Raw genomic sequence first — 23,153 nt, 5'->3', positions numbered from 1 at the left:
AGCCGCTGTATTTCAGCGGCTTTAACTATTTATTTACGTTCTTTACAATTTTATTACAAAGGGGAGACTATAACATAACTTTAACACAAGTTGTTGAGATCATCTTCCTTTTAACTTTGCCGTGTTAAACCGCTATGAAAAAGAATATGAATATGTTACAAAAAAATAATAGGAGATCTGCGTTAATTACTTTCCTGCAATTTTTTTTTGCCCTGCTTTCAGGATATGCTATGCATGCCCAAATATACTACCATAACTTTGGTACAACTACAATAAGTACGCATCCTTACACAGCCGCGCCCACTACACTAAACCCTGATCTTTCGGGATCATCCTGGACCAACAGCAATGGGGTCTGGACGAGTAATAACGGCGCTACCGGGCAAGCTATCAGTGCGAACCCATCTCCAAACACTATCACTCTAACATTTAATGTTGCGCCCAACTTTCAGGCGAATATCGCTTCCTTCAATTTTTGGCGGGTACGCTCAAATTCGGGCCCTACAGCGTGGCAAATGTCGATCAACGGTATAAATGTTGGTACAGGCTCAATGCCCACAACTGGTTCTGCAACGGGGGTTACACCTGTGGCAAACCCTGTGAACGGTCTTACCGGCACGGTAACGGTGGTATTGACAATGACAGGGGCATCAGCAGGTAACATGCGAATTGACGATTTTACCCTGAATGGTACGGTTACCTCTACCTGTACCGATGCTGTTGTAACCTCCTACTTTCCTCATTCGGGGCCAAAAGACACGATGATAACCATTACCGGAAGTGGCTTTACCGATACAGCTACCGTAAAGATAGATGGGATTACCATGGCGTTCGAAGTAATTTCGGATACCGAGGTACAGGCGATGATCCCGGCGGGTGTAACCTCCGGCAACATAGTGGTTACCGCTACGAATGGCTGTATTGGACAAGGTGGCACTCCGTTCACACTGATAGCATCGGACTGTACGCCGCCCGAAATATACATATCGGAAGTATTTGACCAGACGACTGGCGACCCCGGCTTCATAGAGCTCTATAATCCGTCTTCGAGCCCTGTAGTACTTGATGGCGTGTATGTCATAGAGCGCTATGGCAATATTGGCGAACCCGACCCAAGTCCGGGTTATATCATTCCACTCACAGGAACAATTGCACCTAACACTACTTACCTTATACAGTGTGGCAGCTCCGTTCCTAATTTATGCCAAAACAACAGCAATGCCGTATTCCAGGCATATATGGGTGGGATAAACGATAATGACCAGTTCAAATTAAAAAAGAACGGTGTGCTTATCGATATGCTGAATATCCCGTACGGAGTAGGCACAGGCCCTGCGAACCGCGGCTACACCATGATACGCAAGCCAAACGCCGTTGCACCCGCACCCTCATACAATGGTGCAGACTGGAATGCCAGTAATACGGAGTCGTGTACAAATATCGGTATGCATACTGCCAACCCTGTAAGCGGCGGGCCGGTCCCTGTCATCAACCATCCGGCACCTTCGACCATTTGTGTGGGGGCCAACACCACATTTACCGCTACAGTCGTACCAGCTACAGGTTTTACGTACCAATGGAAAATACTAACAGCATCAGGCAACTGGGTAAATGTTGCCAATAGTAGTACGTACAGCGGCGCGACCACCACAACCTTAACTGTAAGCGGAGCATCTGTTGCAATTGACGGAAGCCAGTACTACCTCCAGGCTACATCTGCCGACTGTATCATCCGCACCGATGCCGCACAGCTTTTTGTAATGGACAAGCCTGCCGCACCAACGGTAACCGTTACACAGCCTACCTGCGCTACCCCTACCGGGAGCATTGAAATAACCGCACCACTTGGTCCGGACCTTACCTACAGCATCAATGGTGTGAACTATGCGGCGGGTACAACATTTAATAACCTTACGCCGGGAACTACTTATAGCATTACCGTAAAGAACATAGCAGGATGTATTTCGAATGTAACGACACAGGCGATAAATACTGTACCCGGAGCACCTTCCGCACCTGTACTTTCGGCCACACAACCTACCTGTGCTGTCGCCACGGGTACGATCACAGTTACCCCGGCCGCGGGCACAGGCTATACCTACAGCCTTGATGGGCAGCCGTACCAAACAGGCGCTACTTTTACAACCGTAGCGCCGGGACCGCACACCGTTACCGTCCAGCAGAATGGGTGTACATCGGTACCTTCAGCCATAACCATTGACCCGCAGCCTGCTACCCCGGCAGCACCAACGCTTACAGCTACACAGCCTACCTGTACTACCGGAACAGGAAGCATAACTATAACGAATCCGACAGGTACCGGATTTAGCTATAGCCTTGACGGAGGCACATACCAGGATGGGGTAACATTTAGTAATGTCGCACCGGAATCCCATAATGTGGTGGTTAAAAATGCCGCGGGGTGCGTGTCTGCACCGGCATCTATAACTATTGATGCCGTTCCAAATACCCCTGCGACCCCTATACTTTCGGCAGTACAGCCAACCTGTGCCACAGCTACCGGCAGCATAACGATAACCAATCCGGGAGGCGCAGGATATACGTACAGCCTTGATGGAGGGCCTTACCAAGCTGCTATAACTTTCAATACCGTCGCCAGCGGGCCTCATAGCGTTATTGCTAAAAATAACGCCGGATGCGTTTCGGCGCCGGGATCGATAACGATCGACCCACAGCCTTCAACACCTGCCGCACCCGTACTGTCAGCCACTCAGCCAACATGTACTACTGCCACGGGGACCATTACCATTACACCTGCAGCGGGTACAGGATATACGTATAGCCTTGATGGGCAGCCGTACCAAACCGGCACTACATTTACATCGGTGGCAACAGGGCCTCACACCATAACCGTTCAGCAGAATGGATGTACTTCGGCACCGGCATCAATTACCATCGACCCACAGCCTGCTACGCCGGCCGCTCCTGTTGTAACAGCTACACAACCTAACTGTAACACTCCAACAGGAACGATCACGATCACACCGGCTTCAGGCACAGGCTACACTTATAGCCTTGACGGTCAGCCCTACCAAAACGGAACTACATTTACATCAGTAGTACCGGGGTCGCACACTGTAACCGTTCAGCAGAACGGGTGTACATCGGCTTCATCTTCGATAACCATCGATGCACAGCCTGCAACTCCGGCCGCTCCAACACTTACCGCAACACAGCCTACCTGTACCACTGCTACAGGGACCATTACTGTAACACCCGCCGCGGGAACAGGGTATACCTATAGCCTTGACGGGCAGCCCTACCAAGCCGGGACTACGTTTACTTCGGTAGCAACAGGGCCACATAGCGTTACGGTACAGCAAAACGGGTGTACATCGGCACTGGCATCAATAACTATCGATGCACAGCCTGTAACTCCTGCCGCGCCCGTACTTACCGCTACACAGCCTACCTGTACGACTGCTACGGGAACTATTACCGTTACCCCTGCTGCAGGAACAGGGTACACGTACAGCCTTGACGGGCAGCCCTACCAAACAGGGACAACATTTAACTCAGTAGCACCAGGGCCGCACACCGTAACCGTTCAACAGAATGGAGGATGTACATCGGCACCGGCATCTATAACCATAAATGCCCAGCCTGCAACTCCTGCCGCTCCAACACTTACAGCTACACAGCCTACCTGTACCACAGCAACGGGAACTATAACTGTAACACCGGCAGCAGGCACGGGATATACCTATAGCCTTGACGGACTACCCTACCAGACAGGTGCCACATACACATCGGTTGCACCGGGGCTACACACCGTTACCGTTCAGCAGAACGGATGTACGTCGGCAGCATCAACAATAACCATCGATCCGCAGCCGGCCACTCCGGATGCGCCTGTCGTTTCGGCAACGCAGCCTAACTGTACCATAGCAACGGGAACTATAACAGTAACCCCGGCTGCCGGGACAGGATATACGTACAGCCTTGACGGGCAGCCTTTCCAGGCAGGGACAACATTCAACAATGTCGCCACAGGACCGCACACGGTAAGGGTACAGCAGGGAGGCTGCATATCGGCACCAACATCCATCACTATTGATGCGCAGCCTGCAACACCCGCTGCACCGATACTTACAGCCACACAGCCTACGTGTACAACGGCTACCGGAAGCATATCCGTAACACCGGTGGCAGGCACGGGCTATAGCTATAGCATTGACGGGCAGCCCTACCAAACGGGCACTACCTTTGGGCCATTGTCACCCGGCCCGCACAGTGTTACCGTACAGCGTAACGGATGTATATCGGCTCCGGCAACAATGACCATTAATCCGCAACCCGCAACACCTGCCGCGCCAACGCTTACGGCAACACACCCTGTTTGTGGCACACCTACGGGCACAATTACAGTAAGTCCGGGTACGGGTACAGGATTTACTTACAGCATAGACGGATCTCCATACCAAACGGGAACGACATTCACATCTGTAGCGCCCGGCCCACATACGATTACAGTAAAAAGCCCTGAAGGCTGCGTTTCGCCTGCCACTACGCAAACCATAAATCCGGCACTTCCTGTACCTGCACAACCTGTACTTTCATTAGTGCAACCAACCTGTACAACAAGTACGGGAACGATCACGGTGACCTCGCCCGTAGGCGGAGGCCTGTCCTATAGCATTGATGGATCGCCTTTCCAAACGGGCAATATTTTCAATAATGTCGCACCCGGACCACATACCATCATTGTAAAAAATGCCGAAGGATGTAATTCCGCACCAAAAACAGAGACGATCAACCCTGTACCTACCGCGCCGGGTGTTCCAGTACTGCTGGCCTCCCATCCGGGATGTGGTGGCACAAAAGGAATTATAACCGTAACATCGCCGGTAGGGAATGGATTTACCTATAGTATAGATGGTGTGGCTTATCAGGTAAGCGCTTCATTTGCCAACCTTGACCCCGGCACCTACACGATAACCGTGAAAAATACAGCAGGGTGTATCTCTGTTCCTGCTACCGGGACTATAAACAACCCGCCTGCCATACCTGTTGCCCCAACAGTGACCATAGCGCAGCCCAACTGTACTACCACAACCGGAAGCATAACGGTAACAGCACCAATTGAAGCGGGAATGGTGTACAGCATCAACAGCCTTCCGTTCCAGGCCGGGCCAACTTTTAACGGACTTGCTCCCGGAAATTATGTTATCACATCACGCAATGCGGCAGGATGCGTTTCGGGCTATACCCATTTCATCATCAATTACCCTCCGCTAACACCGGCTATCCCGGCGGTGACGCTGTTACAGCCCGACTGTACTAAAGGAGTGGGTACCATTACAGTGAATTCGCCGGTAGGTTTTGGATTGGAATACAGTATAGACGGTGTTGCGTTCCAACCTTCAAGGATATTCAATAATGTATTGCCAAATACCTATACCATTACCGTGCGTAACAATGCGGGTTGCAGCGCACAGCTTACGGGTGTAACGATAGATGCACCTCCGGCACCTGCCCCTGCCCCGGGCATCATAACGGGTGATAGTGCCGTTTGCGAGGGTGGTACCGTACAACTTGCCAATACAGTGACCACAGGCACATGGAGCAGCAGCGATACGGCCATTGCTACTGTAGATGCGACCGGGCTTGTAACCACGCTGGCACCGGGAACGGTAACCATAAGCTACACTACAGGGACAATATGCACTGCGGTGGCTACACACATCATAACAATAAATAACCTGCCACAGCCTGAGCTTAGAGACATGTTCCTGTGCGTAAATAACGATACCGGCATAATAGCCCCGGGACTGCTGATGAGCGGTGTGACCGGCCCCGCTTATACCTATGAATGGTCTAAAGACGGTACTGTGCTGACCAATACCGCTGCTGCGATAATGATCGATGAACCCGGAGAATATAGTGTAAAAGTTACTAATACCGTAACGGGCTGCGAAGGCACATCGTCAGCAACTGTAGGCACATCGTCGCTGGCGCTGGGTTATGCCGACGCGAGCATCGATTTTTACCGCAACCAGACCATTACAGTATATATAACCGGCGGATCTGGCGATTATGAGTACAGCCTTGATGGCGGACCTTACCAGGATGAGCCTTACTTTACCAATATTTATGAGGGCCAGTACCACATTACCGTAAAGGATAAGCATGGCTGTGGCCTACTGGAGTTGGACGTCTATGCGCTGAACTACCCACGCTTCTTTTCGCCAAACGGCGATGGCGTTCGCGATACATGGAACATCGATGGGCTTGCGCTCCAGCCGGATGCGAAGATCTACATTTTTGACAGGTATGGCAAAGTAATAGCAGGCCTGAAACCCGGCGGACCGGGATGGGACGGCACCTATAACGGCGCAACCCTACCGGCGACAGACTACTGGTTTACGCTGGAATACCGCTCTGAGTCGGGCCAGCCAAAAGAGTTTAAAGCGCACTTCTCCTTATTAAGATAAAGCATTTACGATAGTCGTTCGTTAGTTTTTTGATCCGAAACCCTCCTGCCCAGGCCTGAGGGTTTCTTTTTTGTGCGTGCCACGATTTTTTGCAATAATGAAAATTATCCAATTTATGATTATTTCATTCATTTTTTAGCTTAAATACCTGCTATACAACGAATTATTAACAAAAAATTCATCTGCCTAACCTTAGGTTCAGGAAAGTATAACTACGGCATTACAGTAACACAACCTCCATTTTTAACATACGCATCAGTAACTGGGTAAGTTTGTATCGCATTGATATTCAATGTGACAACTAACAAATTATTATTTTATGAAAACACAGTTACGCAAGGCATTCTCCAATGCCGTGACGCTCGTCTTTGCCCTGGTGGCTTCGACGGCAATGTGGGGCCAGGTCACCCTTCCGGGGGCATCTCCCTATTCAGAAAATTTCAACACCACGCCGGGCGCCTCGGGCACGTCCTACCCAACAGGGTGGACATCGTACAACGGCTCCACTGTGGACAATGCAATGGCTGTAGGCAACGCCTCATCGTCATCGGGCGGCAACTACAACTTCGGCTCCAGGATCGGGATACTTGGGTCGGGAAGTTCGTTCGTGCCATCATCGATCGTATTGAACCTTGCCAACACAACAGGCAGATCCGGCCTAACGATCTCTTACGACGTGGTTAAGATCAAGGAAGAATCGAGAAGCAACTCCTTTAACCTTGAAATAAGCACCACATCGGCTACAACAGGCTTTACGGCTGTGACCGGAGGCGCTTATGCATCCGGCACCATTGCCGCTGGCACTACAACAGCCTATGCGAACATTGACATCTCATCGCTAAACAACATCAGCGGCAATGTGTGGATCCGTTGGAGCTATAACGAAATAAGCGGTTCAGGCAGCAGGGACGCCATCGCGCTTGACAATGTTATCCTTTCATGGAACTCTGCACCAACGGTAACTTCGGCTGCAGCTACATCCATCACAGCTTCATCTGCCACCCTTAACGGCACCATCAATGCCAACAGCGCCACGGCTGCCGCATCGTTCAACTACGGGCTTACTACAAGCTACGGGACCAACGCCACTGCTACACCATCATCTGTAACTGGTACATCGACTACAGGCATCAGCGCACCTATTTCTTCATTATCACCTAATACACTTTACAATTTCAGGGCTGTGGCTACCGTAGGCAGCACTGCTACAAATGGCGCGAATGCAAGCTTTTACACACTGGCCAACGTACCGGGTGTGGTTACCATAAGCAACCCACAGATACATACACTTGATGTGACCGTGACTACAGCTACGCAAAACGGCAACCCGGCTGCTACACGCTATGCGATCCGCGAGGCAGCAGGCCAGTACGTACAGGCAAGCGGTGCCCTTGGCGCTACTGCCGTATGGAGGACAGCGGCCGAATGGGCTACCATTACCGTAACAGGCCTTACTGCCGATACCGACTATACCTTTGCTGTAAAGGCAAGGAACAACGCCACTACACCTGTAGAAACTGCCTTTGGTGCAGACGCTACAGGATCTACCCTTGTAAACACGCTTCCTACACTTAGCGCCGGCACACTTAACGGCTTTGGCGCAGTATGCATCAATGTTGCCGAAGGTAAAGGGTCGTTCGTACTTAACGGCATTAACCTTACGGCAGGCGACATAACTGTAGGCCCCCTTTCAGGCTATACATTCGCTACTACAGAGTTTGGCACCTATACCACTACCCTGCTTATACCACAAACAGGAACGCTTAGCCAGGATGTATGGGTAACTTTTGCCCCCACTACCGTTGGCTCTTACAATGGGAACATACCGGTAAGCGGAGGCGATGCTACAGCTATTAACGTAGCTGCTACAGGATCGGGGATCAATACCCTTGCCACTGTAGTTGCAGCGGGTACAGCAACAGTGACTTCGGCCTCTACAGCACAGGCAGGAGGCGATGTAACAGCAGAAGGATGTACCGATGTGACAGAAAGAGGGTTGGTATACAGTACCACCGCAAACCCGGCCCTTGGCAGCACAGGCGCTTTAAGCGTTGCCGATATTTTTGAAGGTGCGGGAGAATTTGCGTTAGAAATTAGCGGTCTGATCGGCGGCACGACCTATTATGTAAAAGCGTATGCTACGAACAGCGGCGGCACAACCTACGGAGCACAGCAAACCTTTACTACAGATCCGGTAATTGCCCCTGTTGCAACTGATGCTACAGACGAAGACCATGAAAGCTTTGTAGCCAACTGGGAAATTACAGATGGCGCCGCAAGCTACAGGCTGGACGTGAGTACCTCATCTGCATTTGGTACGGCCACACCTGCTACAGACCTTTTCTTCTCTGAATATGTTGAAGGTTCATCTACCAACAAATACCTTGAAATATTCAACGGTACAGGCGCTACTGTAAACCTTGCAGACTACAGGGTAAGGCTATATTCGAACGGAAGTACATCGGCTTCAGGAACATCGAACGATGTACAGCTTTCGGGTACTATTGCCAACGGTGCCGTTGTGGTGATCAAAAACACGGGTGCTACCATTTACAGCGGTACCGCTACAGTGGTCGCCTCAGTAAACTTTAACGGTAATGATGCCGTTTCCCTATACAAAATATCCAGTGCCGCAAATGTTGACATCTTCGGTAACATTGGCAACGACCCGGGTTCTGCCTGGACAAGCACATCAAACTCTACGCTTGATAAAACCCTTGTACGCAAGGCTTCGGTAACAGGCGGCGTAACTGTTGACCCATCGGGCACAGGTTTCCCAACATTGGAGTCGGAATGGACACAATACGCGCAGAATGATGTAACGCACCTTGGTTCGCATACTTTCTCCGGAGTTACACCATCATTTGTACCGGGCTATGAGAACCTTGCCGTAACTACAGGTACGAGCCAGCTGGTTACAGGCCTTGCGCCCGTTACAACATATTACTACAGGGTTAGGGCCGTTGCCGGGAATACAAGCGGCAACTCTAACGTGATCACTGCGGTTACAACTGCGAACACCGACCCTGAACTTACAGCTACGGCACTGCCTGCCTTTGGCGCGGTATGCGTAGAAGGTTCGGAAGGACCGGGGTCGTTTACCATCACAGGTACTTTCCTTACTACAGGTAACGTGGCCGTAGGCCCGCTTGCCGGTTATACGTTCTCAACTGAGGAAGAAGGTACTTATGTTGATTCGCTTGACCTTACACAGGATGGAGCTGACTTTGAGCAGGTGGTTTTCGTGAAATTCGAGCCTGCAACTGCAACAGGATATTCAGGGAACATCGCTGTTACCGGTGGTGGTGCCGACAGCATTAACGTAGCGGCTTCAGGAACGGGTGTTAACACTCCTGCAACTGTAGTTATCAATGATGCCGAGGCGCTTTCTGCTTCTACAGCAACGGTTATCGCCGAAGCTACCCTTACAGGATGCTCTGAAATAAGCGTAAGGGGTGTTGTATATGCTACCACTGCCAACCCGGAGATCGGAGGTACAGGAGTAACACAGGTAGCTGATACAGGATCTGGCCTTGGCTCATTTGATGCCGACCTTGAAGACCTTGCAGGTGGTACAACGTATCATGTAAGGGCTTATGTAACGAACAACGGCGGTACTACGTACAGCGCCGACAGTACATTTACAACAGATGCGGTAGAAGCTCCTGTAGCTGTAACTGCCGAGGATGTAACTGCCAACAGCTTTGAAGCCAACTGGACTACCGTAGACGGCGCTGTGAGCTACAGGCTTGACGTGAGCACATCGGAAACATTTGGAAGCAATGTGACTGCTACCGACCTTTTCTTCTCTGAATATGTTGAAGGTTCATCGACCAACAAATACCTGGAGATATATAACGGTACAGGAAGCACTGTAGACCTTTCTGACTACAGGGTAAGGCTTTACTCTAACGGAAGCACTGCTGCCGCAGGGTCTAACGACGTTCAGCTTTCAGGTATGCTTAATAATGGTGAAGTCGTAGTGATCAAAAACTCAGGCGCAACACTATATAGCGGTGCCGCTACTGTGGTAGCATCTGTAAACTTTAACGGCAATGACGCTGTTGCCCTTTACAAAATATCGGCTACTGCCAATGTGGACATCATTGGAAGGATCGGCGAAGACCCGGGAACTGCCTGGACAAGCACATCGAACACGACAGCAGACAAGACCCTTGTAAGGAAAGCTAACGTAACTGGAGGTGTAACAGCCAACCCGGTTTCAGGCTTCCCAACACTGGAATCTCAATGGGATGTGCTCAACCAAAATGTTGTAACAGGCCTTGGATCGCATACTTATTCAGGCACTGCCCCATCATTTGTGCCGGGTTACGAGAACCTTGAAGTTACAAGCGGCACTAGCCAGATCGTTGAAGGCCTTGCTGACGGAACTACCTACTATTACAGGGTTAGGGCTGTTGCCGGCAACACAAGCGCCAACTCTAACGTAATGGAAGTGACCACAGGCGCATCAAGCGGTGCCAGGATGGCAATGGGTGTAAATGAAGCACAGAATGTTGCCAACCGCGTGATGATCTACAACAACAATGGCGCACTTACCATTACATCGGCACTTAATGACATCAACTCGATAGCTGTATTCGACATTACCGGTAAACAGGTTTTTGCTTCAGATGCTTACAGCCAGAAAGAAGTGGTACTTCAAAACCTAAGCAGCTCAAACCAGATGCTTATCGTAAAAGTAAGTACTGCTGCCAATGAAACTGTGACGAAAAAAGTAGTTTTCTAAGCAGTCATATCTTAATTAACAAAAGAGGCCTCTCCCTACCGGGAGGGGCTTTTTATTTGCAATACTTAACACAAACTTTAGCTACATAACATACAGCTAATCAAATAATAACCCACAGCTTACGGTAATACAACCTGTATATCCCTGATACTTAACATATATAACAAACCTTTGCGAGGTTAAGAATACATCCTTATCGTATCTAAAAATTAACTAATAAAAGAATGATGAAATTACTACATCAAAAACTTCTCAAGGGCCTTTTCATGCTGGTCCTTTTTTTAGCGGCTTCCGTTTCCCGGGGGCAGCATTCGACAGGATTCGAAGGCAACTTCAAATCGTCTTACACCGCAGGTGATGCCACGTATGACGGGGTTACCTGGAACATGAGCGATGCCCTTGTGGGCAACCTTTCCAACGATGCCAAAGCCGGATCATGGTCAGTAAGGATACGCAACACCGGGAACATAACCATGCAAACGAACGTGGCAGGTGGTATTGGTACTTTTACCCTCAAATATGGTAAGTACAACGGTGATAGCAACACCAGTTCTTTCAAGGTTGAATACAGTACCAATGACGGGAGCAACTGGACACAAATGGGATCGGCGGTAAGCGATGTAAGCAACACCACGCTCCAGACATTTACAGCTACGCTGAATATAAGTGGCAACGTAAGGGTAAGGGTTACAAAAACGGCCGGTGGCTCTAACCGGCTTAACATTGATGATGTTAGCTGGACCGCGGGAACAGTGCCTGCTTCATCAGCTTCAGACATCATACGTAATACAGCTTTTACAGAGCCTTCTAATATAGACTATAAACTATACCAGACGACGTCCGACATCACTGCATCCAACTCTGTTGAAGTGGGAAGCTTTACCATTCGCGACGGCGCGGCCACAGCTGACACGGATACCAATGGGACTACCCTATCGGCGATCAGCTTTACAGTGGCGAACAACGCTAACATAAGCCGCCTTGCCATATATGACGGCACGACCGAAAGGGGCGATATTGCGGTATCTTCGGGTACAGCAAGCTTTACGGGACTTTCAGGACTGACGGCTGCGGATGGAGGTACAAAAACCTTCACGCTAAGGGCTGCATTCAGATCTACTGTTACTGATAACGCGCAATTGCGGTTCACGGTAAGCGCTGCGACAGCGGCAACATCTTCCAGCTCAACTTTTGCGGCAGCAAACGCAGGTGGGGCAGCAACATCTATTACAGGCGATGCCAACCGTATAGAAGTGACAGCTGACAGGCTTGCTTTTGTACAACAGCCATCAACAGCAAACGTAAATGCGGGTATGACCCCTGCTGTAACCCTTAGCGCCAATGATGCTAACGCCAACCGCGACCTTGACTTTACGGGAGCCTCAGGAAATGTGACCCTAACTTCTACAGGTTCACTTACCGGCGCACCGGTAAATGTGAATGCCACGAACGGGCTTGCTACCTTCAGCGGGCTTACACATACCGCTGCGGGTACAGGGCTTGTAATTACTGCAACGCGAACATCGGGCAGTGACTGGAGCGTGAACAGTAACACATTCAGTATCAACAAGCTTACCCAAACAATAACTTTTGACGCACTTGCCGCTGTGACTTACGGCGACACATCATTCACGCTTTCTGCAACTGGCGGAGCTTCGGGCGAACCGGTAACCTATACAAGCAGTAATACAGGTGTTGCCACAGTAAGCGGTAACACGGTGACTATTGTAGGGCCGGGGCAAACTACCATTACAGCATCGCAGGACGGTAACGGCAGCTATAACGCCGCTACACCGGTTGACAGGTTGCTGGCGGTAAACCGTAAACAGCTTACTATAACCGGCGCCGTTGCCCAGAATAAGGCGTACGACGGCACAAAAGATGCTGTAGTAACGGGAGCCACCCTTGCGGGCGGGATAGTAGGCAGCGACGATGTTTCTATCGATGCCTTTTATATTGCGCAATTCGATAATAAGAATATCGGCACGGCCAAGCCTGTATCAGCGCTGTTTGACATTACGGGCGCGCAGGCTTCGCGCTATATCCTGGCCAATGTAGGATCTGTTCCGCTTTCAGCAGACATAACAGCCAAAGGGCTTACCATAACAGGGATCTCGATAGCTGATAAGAATTTCGACTCAACAACCAATGCCACCATTACAGGCACACCGGTACTGGCGGGCGGTGTAAGCGGTGAAGACGTTATACTTGGCGGAACCCCGATCGCCGTTTTTGAAAACATAGGTCCTGGTGGCAATATTCCGGTTACCGTATCAGGATATGCAATAACAGGGGCTGACATTGCCAACTATACCCTGGCACAGCCAACTGGGCTTACCGCAAACATAAACGATACAGGCCTTGCTAACCAAACAATAACATTTGGAGCGCTAAGCAATGTAACATATGGCGATGCTCCGTTTACGGTTACTGCAACAGCCTCATCGGGCCTTGCGGTTACCTTTGCGAGCTCTGATGAGAACATTGCAACCGTATCCGGCAATACAGTAACCATAACCGGTGCGGGAACAGTAACCATAACGGCGCAGCAGGAAGGCAATGCAGCCTACAACCCTGCCCCAGCGGTACCGCAGGAACTTGTGGTAAACAAAAAAGTGCTTACAGTAGCAGGCGCTGTGGTAGAAGATAAGATATATAACGGTGGCGATGTAGCTGTGATTACAGGTATGCTTTCGGGCACTGTTGACGGTGATATAGTTATACTTAACGGTACAGGGCAGTTTGCCTCTGCAGATGTTGCCAACGGCATTACTGTAGAAACCTTATACGGACTAAGCGGTGCCGACGCGGGCAATTATGAGCTTACACAGCCGGGTATCCTTACAGGTAATATACTGCCTGCCACACTTACCCTTTCGGGTGCGGCAGCTTCTGACAAAACCTATAACGGCACTACTGCCGCGGTGATAAGCGGAACGCTTTCGGGCATGATCGCCCCTGATGTTGTGACTTTTACAGGAACGGGAGACTTCGCTTCGGCCGATGCGGCGAACGGGATAGCAGTTGCATCCACAATTTCCCTTGGTGGCGCAGATGCCGGCAATTATGTGCTTACACAACCTGTCGGCCTTACGGCAACTATTACAGCCAAAGCGCTAACAGTAACGGCTGCCGCCCAAAACAAACAATATGACGGTAACACGACCGCACAGATAAATATAACAGCCATTAACGGGGTTGTTGAAGGTGACGATGTAACAATTGCTGGCAGCGGTACTTTTGCCAATGCTGCCGTTGCCAACAACAAGCCGGTTACAGCCGCACTAACGCTAACAGGCAATGATGCTGCGAACTACACGCTAACACAGCCAACAGGGCTTACGGCAAATATTACAGCCATGAACCTTACGGTAGACGTTACCAATGCGGTCGTGGCTGATAAAGTATACGACCGCACTACAGCCAATGCTGTAATTACAGGTGTTGTAATTACAGGGATCGCCGAAGGTGAAGATGTACAGGTCGTATCCGGAACTTTTACCTCATCGCAGGTATCTTTTGCAAATAACATTGTTACCCCGGTACTATCGGGTACGCATGCAGGCAACTATACCTTTACCCAGGTTGGTACACTTACAGGGCACATTACACCAAAAGAAGCTACCATTACCGGAATGACTGCCGCCAACAAAACGTATGACGGCACCAATGCCGCAATGTTATCCGGCGGTTCACTCCAGGGCGTTTTCAGCGCAGATGTTGTGGCGGGGGTTTCACTCACAAGGAGCGGTTACTTTGCCCCGGTAAGCACAGCAGACCAGGGAGAAGATGTGGGTACAGGCAAAGCGGTGATCTCTACATCGGTGCTTACCGGCGCTGCCGCAAGTAACTATACACTTACGCAGCCAACCGGAATTACCGCAAACATTACTGCCAAAGCACTTACCATTACCGGCGTTACGGCCAATGGTAAAGTATATGACAGGACCGATGCCGCTACACTTAATTATGAGAATGCCCAGATATCAGGCATAGCGAATAATGATGATGTTTCACTTGGAGGAACACCATCGGCCATATTTACCAATTACAACGCAGGCACGAGGCCGGTAACGGTTACAGGATTTACTCTTGCCGGGGATACATCTAACTATACACTTACACAGCCTGCGGGACTTACAGCAGTAATTACAGCAAAAACACTTACCATGACAGGCGGTACGGTCACTAACAGGACCTATAATGCTACTACCACTGCTGCCCTAACAGGTGTAATACTTACAGGTGTTGAAACAGGCGATAGTGTAACTGCGAACACAGGTACGTTCGCATCGCTAAATGCCGGCACGCACAACGTAACTGTAGTATTGGGCGGTGCTAATGCGGCCAACTATACGCTTACACAGCCGGACCCTCTATTAACCGGAACCATAAACAAAGCGCCGCTTACTGTTACTGCAATAAACCAGACCAAAACGCAGGGCAGTGCCAACCCCAACCTTGCTGCAGCCGGTTCGAGAACCTATGCTACCTTTCAGGGAACTGACAATGCAACAGCTGATGCTGATTTTACGCCTCCGACGCTGACAACTACAGCAGTGACCAACTCACCCGCGGGTGCCTACCCTATAACATTTGCTACCCCGGGAAGCGCTTTGAACTATGAATTTACTTATGTTACAGGTTACCTTATCATCAACGCGCCAACAACTACGGTTTTTGCCAATGGTACGATATGGAGTGACCCGATCACAGGATCAAATCCTTCAAGCTCTAATCCATGGACTGCAAGCCAAACGGTACAGGCTGACGACTACATAGATGTGAGTGGCATAGGCCGTGGTCCGGACGCTGTAGATACAGCAGCCAACAACAGGTATAACATGAACTCTTGGAATACTACTTCAATAGACCTTGATGCATATTTCACGTTCACCATTACACCTGTAGAGGGATACAAGCTTAACCTTGCAAATTTTGTATACACCGGCCAGGTAAGCAGCGGCTCCCCATCGTATGCATTCAGGTCAAGCCTGGATGGTTTCGCCTCAAATATTGGAACAGCATCAGCCAGTGCAACGATATCGCTTGCCGGAAGCAGCTACCAAAACCTGACAGCACCAATAGAATTCCGACTTTATGTATGGGGAACATCATCTACAACTGCTACTTATAGTGTGAACGACTTTAGCTTTAGTGGTTCGGTAGTACAATCACCTCCTGCCCCTACCGCCCCGGCAATTACAAGTGCCGCAACTGATAGTTCTACATTAGGAGCCCCAGACACTTACCAGATAACAGCCTCTGGAACCCCTGTAATAACAGGATATAACGCTGTCGGATCTAATGTATCAGGCACTACAAATACAGCCCTGCCGCAGGGTACCACGGTCAACACATCTACCGGCCTTGTAAGCTTTGATGGTACTACGCCAATTGGCACACACTACATCAAAGTTTCGGCTACCAGCTATTATGGTACGGGAACGCGTGTAGTTACTTATACTGTAATACCACAGCCTTCGATCTCGGCAACGCCAAGCCCTATAAATACCTTCCATGCCTACCAGGGCCAGGGTGCATCGGCAGCAGTACAGCTTGCATCGGTCACAGGATCTAACCTGTCTCCCGTTTCAGGTAACATCAGCCTTTCAGTAAGCAGTGAATTTGAAATTGCGCTTGGTACGGTTGGTGGTTATTCTTCTGCCGGCAGCTTTACATACAGCGGAGGTAATATAAACCTTACCAACCCGCAAATAACCGTAAGGATGAAAGCAGGACTGGCTATTGGGACCCATACCGGTACGCTTACACTATTGGGTGGTGGCGCAACAGCCGTAATAAACCTTGAAGGTTTAGTAGAAGCTGCCCCATCCATTACAACTACAGCCACATCTTTTGGCCCATACTGTGTGGGCACCCAAAACAACGTAAGCGTTGCCTATACTACCCAGGGTACGTTCCCCACAGGTAACTACTATGTACAATTGTCAAACGCGACAGGTGTATTCCCTACAGATTTTACAGGCATCATCAGTGCGCCATCGGCAACAAGCCCAATTATGGCTACATTGCCAAACACAGTGACAACAGGCAGCTACAGGGTACGTGTGCTGCACCTATCATCTGCACCGCTGCTTACCTTTAGCCTTAACGACAACGGCAGCGACATACAGGTAAAAGCACTCCCGACACTGACAGGAGTACAAGCTAACGCTGTATGTACAGGGACCTATCCGACAATAACACTTTCGGGACTATTGGCTAACACCGAAGTTAATGTGGCCTATACCCTTGGCGGAAATGCAGGCACTGCGACTGTAACTGCCAATGCCCAGGGAGATGCATCTTTTGACATTGCTGGTGAGAACGGGCAACAACTGACAGTTACTAGCATAACGCGCACTGACGGCGGAAGCTGTGCTGCTAACTTTAGCACAAACAACGCTACGACTCTTGTTGTTTACCCTACTCCATCGCTAACAGGCGTAGAAACGCTACCTGCATGTGATGGCGAGGCTACAGATGTAAAGCTGACAGGACTTCCTGCTAATGCAGCCCTGACCGTAACCTACAGGATCGATGCCGGAGTGCAGGCAACTGCACAGGTAACAGCCGACAATAACGGTAACGGTGTATTCGAACTTACATTTGCACCGGGACTTTATGCGGTGGAGATACTTGCGGTTGCCAATAACACAACAGCCTGTTCTAACACTGCCCTGACCGGCATGGTATCGCAAATAGTGGTTAACGAAAGGCCAACGGCTGCAATTGTTCCTGACAACTCAGCTATATGCCTTGGCAACACTGCTGAGATACAAATAGCCCTTACCGGAACAGGAACCCTTATGCTTACCTATACAGATGGTACGGCCACATATGGCCCGGTAACTATAAACCAGTCCGAGATCACGGGTGGGATATATACCCTTACTGTTACACCATCTGTAGGAGTGAATACTTACAGTGTTACAGCGCTATCTAACAGCGAATGTGCTGCTCTGCCTGCCGGACTTACGGGAGATGCAACAGTAACTGCCACGGGCAATACATGGCAGGGTGATGCAGCGGGTGATACGGCCAACTGGTTCAACCCTGAAAACTGGTCATGCGGCGAAGTTCCGTCTGATGAAGTTGCTGCTTATATTACCGAAGGCGTTGTTACAATTACTGGTGACCAGACCGCTTACGCATCTACAGTAAATGTTTCCGGCAACGGACACCTGATCGTAGCCGCAGGAAATAACCTTGTAGTTACCGGCGCGGTCATTGTTGACAACCAGGCAGATGCTACGACCGGCGAGATAACCGGCGGACAGATCACCATTGAGAATACAGCCAACCTGCTACAGGCAAGCAATGCCACGAATATAAACAGCGGGCTTGTGAGCGTAGAGAAAGAAAGCGCGCCGCTATTCAGGCTGGATTATGCACTATGGGCATCGCCGGTAACGGGAGGATCGCTTATAGACTTCTCTCCTGAAACGCTTGCCAACCGTTTTTACCGTTACAACCCTGTTAACGATACCTATAATGCTGTACCCGGAGCTACACAGTTTGAAAAAGGTACGGGTTACCTTATACGTATACCAAATAATCACCAGGACTATAATGCGGAGACCAACTTCCTGGGCCAGTCATGGGCAGGTACATTTGTGGGTACACCAAACAATGGTAATGTAACTGTAAACGTAGATAATGCAGGTTTCCACGCTGTGGGTAACCCTTATCCGTCACCAATAAACATTGCGGCCTTCTACGAAGCTAACGCCCTGAACCTAGCTGATGATGCGGCCCTGTTCTTCTGGAGAAAGAAAAACGGTTCTGATTACTCATCATACGCATCACTTACCCTGGAAGGATATACCTCAAATGGGCAGATAATTGAAAATGCGGCCGGAGAAGCAATTGAATATGGCGACACCAGCAACGGGTATTTTGCAAACCCTGCACAGAGTGACGAATGGGTACTTAACCCGGGACAAGGCTTCATTGTATACTCGAACGGTAATGATATCGTTTTCAACAATGATATGCGTTCGGCCGAGAACCGCAACCAGCAGTTCAGGAACGCACAGGACGAGACTGCCGCAGCGTCACGCTGGTGGGTTAACATCCGCGCAGTAGGCGGAGAGTTCCACCAGGCAATGGTATCGTATAGTACAAATGGTACGTTGGGTATCGACTTTGCCCGCGATGGTAAGGCACTTACAGATGGTACTGTAGCGATATACTCGTTGGCAGGCGAGACCAGGCTGGGCATTCAGGCAAGGCCGTCTTTCGACGATACCGATGTTGTGCCAATGGGCTACAAAGCCGTAACGGCGGGTACTTACAGCATTGCAGTTGACCATGTGGAGGGTGTATTTGCACAAGGACAGGTTATTTTCCTAAGGGACAACCTGCTTGGCTCCACGCACAACCTTACCGATGGCGATTACAGCTTTACAACCGAGGCAGGAACATTTGCCGGCAGGTTTGATGTGCTATATGCCGACGCGCTTGATACCGATAAACCGGTATTGGATGCCAACAGCATCATAGCTTACGAACAGGCAGGGGACATCAACATTACTTCGGGTGCCATTATGATGAACGGCATAAAAGTATATGACCTGAAGGGCAGCCTACTGTACAGCAATGACAAAGTAAACGCTACCGAGACCGTGATAAGCGGGCTACCGTCGCAGGAGCAGATGCTTATCATTGAAGTAACTACCGAAAAAGGTAAGGTAAGCAAGAAAATGATCTTCTAAACCGCCTATATCCCCAATATCCTGAGAACTCCCGGCAGCTGTGGCAGCCGGGAGTTTTTTTATGCTATTCACAATCGCCGTAATAACGATATGCTAACAATTTGACAATATAGTATTTCCGCTATTTAGTGCACTGATCTTTAATTTTACACCGAAATAAAAAACCGATGAAAATGAAAAAACAATACTTTTTTGCCCTTGGGCTAATGGTGGCCGGACTAACTGTTTCGGCACAAACCAACCTTGTACTTAACGGGGACTTTGAGAACTGGACAGAGGCTAATCCTGTAAATTTCACAGAGTTCACAACTACAGGAACAAATCCACAGACTTACAACGATAACATTACCAAAGAAACAACTATCGTTATGAGCGGGAACTCACTGAGGCAAACAGCTCAGGCCACAACACAATATATTGAATACCGCAACGCTATAGAAGTGATACCGGGCCATAGCTATACTATCAGTTACGACTACCGCGATAACGACGATCATGCAAGGACTAGGATATGGTCTGCATGGTTACAGCAAAATGGTACTACCTATACAATGCTGACAAACGATGAAGGGACTTTGCGTTATGCTGACCAAACCCTTTCCTATTCTACAGATAATGCGAACTGGGTCCATAAAACACTTACCCTTACTGCCCCTGCTACAGCAACACATTTCAGGTTCCAGGTAAGGACATACAGGGAATCACCGACGGCAGATGGTGGTTTTATCTATTATGATAACTTTTCTATGATAGACAATAATGCTGCGGGAGTAGGTGAGCATGCCCTTGCAAGTATAAAAATGTTCCCTAATCCACTTAACGGCGATACACTGACAATACTAACCGACAGTGATACTGCTAAGACGGTAGCAATATTTGATGTATTGGGCAAAGAGGTAGTTAACGCTGCCACAGATGACAATACGGTAAATGTATCTAACCTTAGTGCCGGTGTATACATTGTAAAAATAAGCCAAGAAGGCAAAACTGCTACAAGGAAGCTTGTGGTACAGTAATAATCCCTCCACATAAAAAAAAAGCCATCGGGTCCTCCGATGGCTTTTTTTATGGCATTCAAATACGCATATATGTCATCGGATAGCAAATAGCATCTCCGTAAACCGGGTCAGATTCTTGGGCTACTGCACTCCGCCTAGAATGACCCAGATCTGTGAAATGGGCAGACATAAAAAAAGCGCCCCGTTTCCGGAGCGCTTCTTGTATGCTGAAAAGATAAATTACTTTTTCTTTCCTTTTGCAGGAGCTTTTGCAGCTTTTGCAGCCTCTTGTGCGGCTTTCATAGCAGCACGTGAGATCCTCACCTGTGCAACAACCGTATTTTCAGGGTGAAGCAGTTTGAAGTTCTCAGTAGGAAGCTTAGTTACATAAAGCTTGTTACCCATTTCAAGTTCGGTAATGTCAGCCTCTACAAAGTCAGGAAGATTTGCAGGAAGCGCACGCACTTTCAGCTTGCGAAGGTTAAGGCGAAGTACGCCACCTTCCATAACACCTTTAGACTTACCTACAACTTTCACAGGAACTTCCATAGTGATCTCTTTAGCAGGATCAAGCTGGTAGAAGTCGATGTGAAGGATCTTGTCTGATACCGGGTGGAACTGGATATCCTGAAGGATAGCCTCATAAGTTTTGCCTGCAAGGTCAATTACCACTGTGTGTACGTTTGGAGTGTAAACAAGGTTTTTGAACGCCGATTCTTCTGCATTAAAATGTACTGGCTGATCTCCTCCGTATAACACGCAAGGTACCATTCCAGCATTACGTGCCACACGCGTTGCCGCTTTGCCCACGCTTTCTCTTTCAGATCCTTTGATCGTAATTGATTTCATTTGAAATAATTAATATAGTTAATAAATAAAAAATTCTACTGTAAGAACTTACCGCTTATCGAGGTGTTGTTCTGCACCATGTGCATTACCTCGGCAAACAGGTTGGCGCATGTTACTACCCTTATCTTCTCCGTTCGCTGCTTCAGCGGTATGCTGTCGGTCACGATCAGTTCGGATAGCTTAGAGTTCTCGATCTTTTCGTAGGCATTGCCGGATAAAATGGCATGCGTACAGATCGCCCTTACGCTCAACGCGCCTTTTTCGATCATCAGGTCGGCCGCCTTTGCAAGCGTTCCGCCTGTATCTATCATATCGTCTACAAGTACGATGTTCTTTCCGGTCACATCGCCTATAAGCTCCATTGTTTCAATTACATTCGCCTCCTTGCGCTGTTTGTAGCATATTACTACATCGCTGCCCAGGAATTTGCTGTAGGCATAAGCCCTTTTCGACCCACCCATGTCCGGCGAAGCGATGGTCAGGTTCTCCAGGTTAAGCGACTTGATGTAGGGCACGAATATGGTCGACGCGAACAAGTGGTCTACCGGTTTCTCGAAAAACCCCTGTATCTGGTCGGCGTGCAGGTCCATGGTCATGATCCTGGTAGCACCTGCCGTTTCCAGCAATTTGGCGACCAGCTTGGCTCCTATCGGCACCCTTGGCTTGTCTTTCCTGTCCTGCCTGGCCCAACCAAAATATGGTATCACCGCGGTTATGTGCCGGGCCGAAGCCCTTTTGGCGGCATCGATCATCAGCAGCAGTTCCATCAGGTTGTCGCTGCTCGGGAACGTAGAGCACACAAGGAACACCCTTAGCCCCCTTATCGATTCCTCGAACGATGGCTGGAATTCGCCGTCACTATATTTAGAGAACGTCACCTTACCCAGTTCCACGCCATAGCTTTTGGCTATTTCTTCGGCCAGGTACGTGCTGTTCGAACATGCAAAAATCTTTGCGTCCGGTTCAAAGTACGACATTTTAATTTGTTGTTTAGTAGTTAGTTAGTGCTGTGTTGTGTAAACGAGGTGCAAATTTAGGAATTAAATCCGAGCGTGAAAGTATTTTTAGCCGTATTTTTCCTGAAATTAAAATTTTATTTCTACATTTGCACCCGTTGATCATTGGCCTGGATGGCGGAATTGGTAGACGCGCACGACTCAAACTCGTGTACTTAGGTGTGTGGGTTCGATTCCCACTCCAGGTACTTTAAAAAGCTCTGATAAATTTGTAAATCAAATTGTTAGGGCTTTTTTGTTTTTTATTATCCCTGCTTATACCCCCACAATACTCAGTTTTATAATTCTTTCCTATTTCAATAGTTTCAACTATATTCCGGTATAATTGAATTACAGCAAACTGATAAATACAATAATTTCGGTAC

Annotated in this window: 6 protein-coding genes and 1 tRNA gene; 5 read left to right on the top strand and 2 right to left on the bottom strand. The window is 49.1% G+C overall.

Going from position 1 to position 23,153, the window contains the following annotated elements:
- The first annotated feature begins 152 nt into the window (after positions 1 to 152).
- The 4 genes from ACT6R0_RS11990 to ACT6R0_RS11975 all read left to right on the top strand — a co-directional run bounded on the left by ACT6R0_RS11990 (position 153) and on the right by ACT6R0_RS11975 (position 20,941).
- Positions 153 to 6,455 carry a T9SS type B sorting domain-containing protein gene (locus ACT6R0_RS11990; protein WP_444653644.1) on the top strand — a complete coding sequence of 2,101 codons (6,303 nt, stop codon included), beginning with the start codon at positions 153 to 155 and terminating at the stop codon, positions 6,453 to 6,455.
- Between the two features lie 319 nt (positions 6,456 to 6,774).
- A complete protein-coding gene (locus ACT6R0_RS11985; protein WP_444653642.1) occupies positions 6,775 to 11,205 on the top strand; it encodes a beta strand repeat-containing protein in 4,431 nt (1,476 codons plus the stop codon).
- 224 nt (positions 11,206 to 11,429) lie between these two features.
- The gene (locus tag ACT6R0_RS11980) at positions 11,430 to 19,925 is read left to right on the top strand and encodes a YDG domain-containing protein (RefSeq protein WP_444653641.1); all 8,496 of its coding nucleotides are present in this window, start codon (positions 11,430 to 11,432) and stop codon (positions 19,923 to 19,925) included.
- 173 nt (positions 19,926 to 20,098) lie between these two features.
- Positions 20,099 to 20,941 carry a T9SS type A sorting domain-containing protein gene (locus ACT6R0_RS11975; protein ID WP_444653640.1) on the top strand — a complete coding sequence of 281 codons (843 nt, stop codon included), beginning with the start codon at positions 20,099 to 20,101 and terminating at the stop codon, positions 20,939 to 20,941.
- Between the two features lie 222 nt (positions 20,942 to 21,163).
- Here the strand turns inward: ACT6R0_RS11975 and ACT6R0_RS11970 are convergent, their stop codons facing one another.
- Positions 21,164 to 21,772 carry a 50S ribosomal protein L25/general stress protein Ctc gene (locus tag ACT6R0_RS11970; RefSeq protein ID WP_444653638.1) on the bottom strand — a complete coding sequence of 203 codons (609 nt, stop codon included), beginning with the start codon at positions 21,770 to 21,772 and terminating at the stop codon, positions 21,164 to 21,166.
- Between the two features lie 35 nt (positions 21,773 to 21,807).
- The gene (locus ACT6R0_RS11965) at positions 21,808 to 22,749 is read right to left on the bottom strand and encodes a ribose-phosphate pyrophosphokinase (RefSeq protein ID WP_444653637.1); all 942 of its coding nucleotides are present in this window, start codon (positions 22,747 to 22,749) and stop codon (positions 21,808 to 21,810) included.
- A gap of 147 nt (positions 22,750 to 22,896) precedes the next feature.
- Here ACT6R0_RS11965 and ACT6R0_RS11960 point away from each other — a divergent pair.
- A tRNA-Leu gene (locus ACT6R0_RS11960) sits at positions 22,897 to 22,976 on the top strand.
- Positions 22,977 to 23,153 lie beyond the last annotated feature (177 nt).

Source organism: Flavobacterium sp. (assembly GCF_052437795.1).
In the GTDB taxonomy this organism is placed as follows: Bacteria; Bacteroidota; Bacteroidia; order Flavobacteriales; family Flavobacteriaceae; genus Flavobacterium.
Note: the sequence above shows the minus strand (reverse complement) of the source record. Positions and strands in the feature narration are given on the sequence as shown.

Excerpts from the sequence above, each read along its gene's own strand:
- ACT6R0_RS11970 (WP_444653638.1), bottom strand. The coding sequence starts at position 21,772 with ATGAAATCAATTACGATCAAAGGATCTGAAAGAGAAAGCGTGGGCAAA.
- ACT6R0_RS11975 (WP_444653640.1), top strand. The coding sequence starts at position 20,099 with ATGAAAAAACAATACTTTTTTGCCCTTGGGCTAATGGTGGCCGGACTA.
- ACT6R0_RS11965 (WP_444653637.1), bottom strand. The coding sequence starts at position 22,749 with ATGTCGTACTTTGAACCGGACGCAAAGATTTTTGCATGTTCGAACAGC.
- ACT6R0_RS11985 (WP_444653642.1), top strand. The coding sequence starts at position 6,775 with ATGAAAACACAGTTACGCAAGGCATTCTCCAATGCCGTGACGCTCGTC.
- ACT6R0_RS11980 (WP_444653641.1), top strand. The coding sequence starts at position 11,430 with ATGATGAAATTACTACATCAAAAACTTCTCAAGGGCCTTTTCATGCTG.
- ACT6R0_RS11990 (WP_444653644.1), top strand. The coding sequence starts at position 153 with ATGTTACAAAAAAATAATAGGAGATCTGCGTTAATTACTTTCCTGCAA.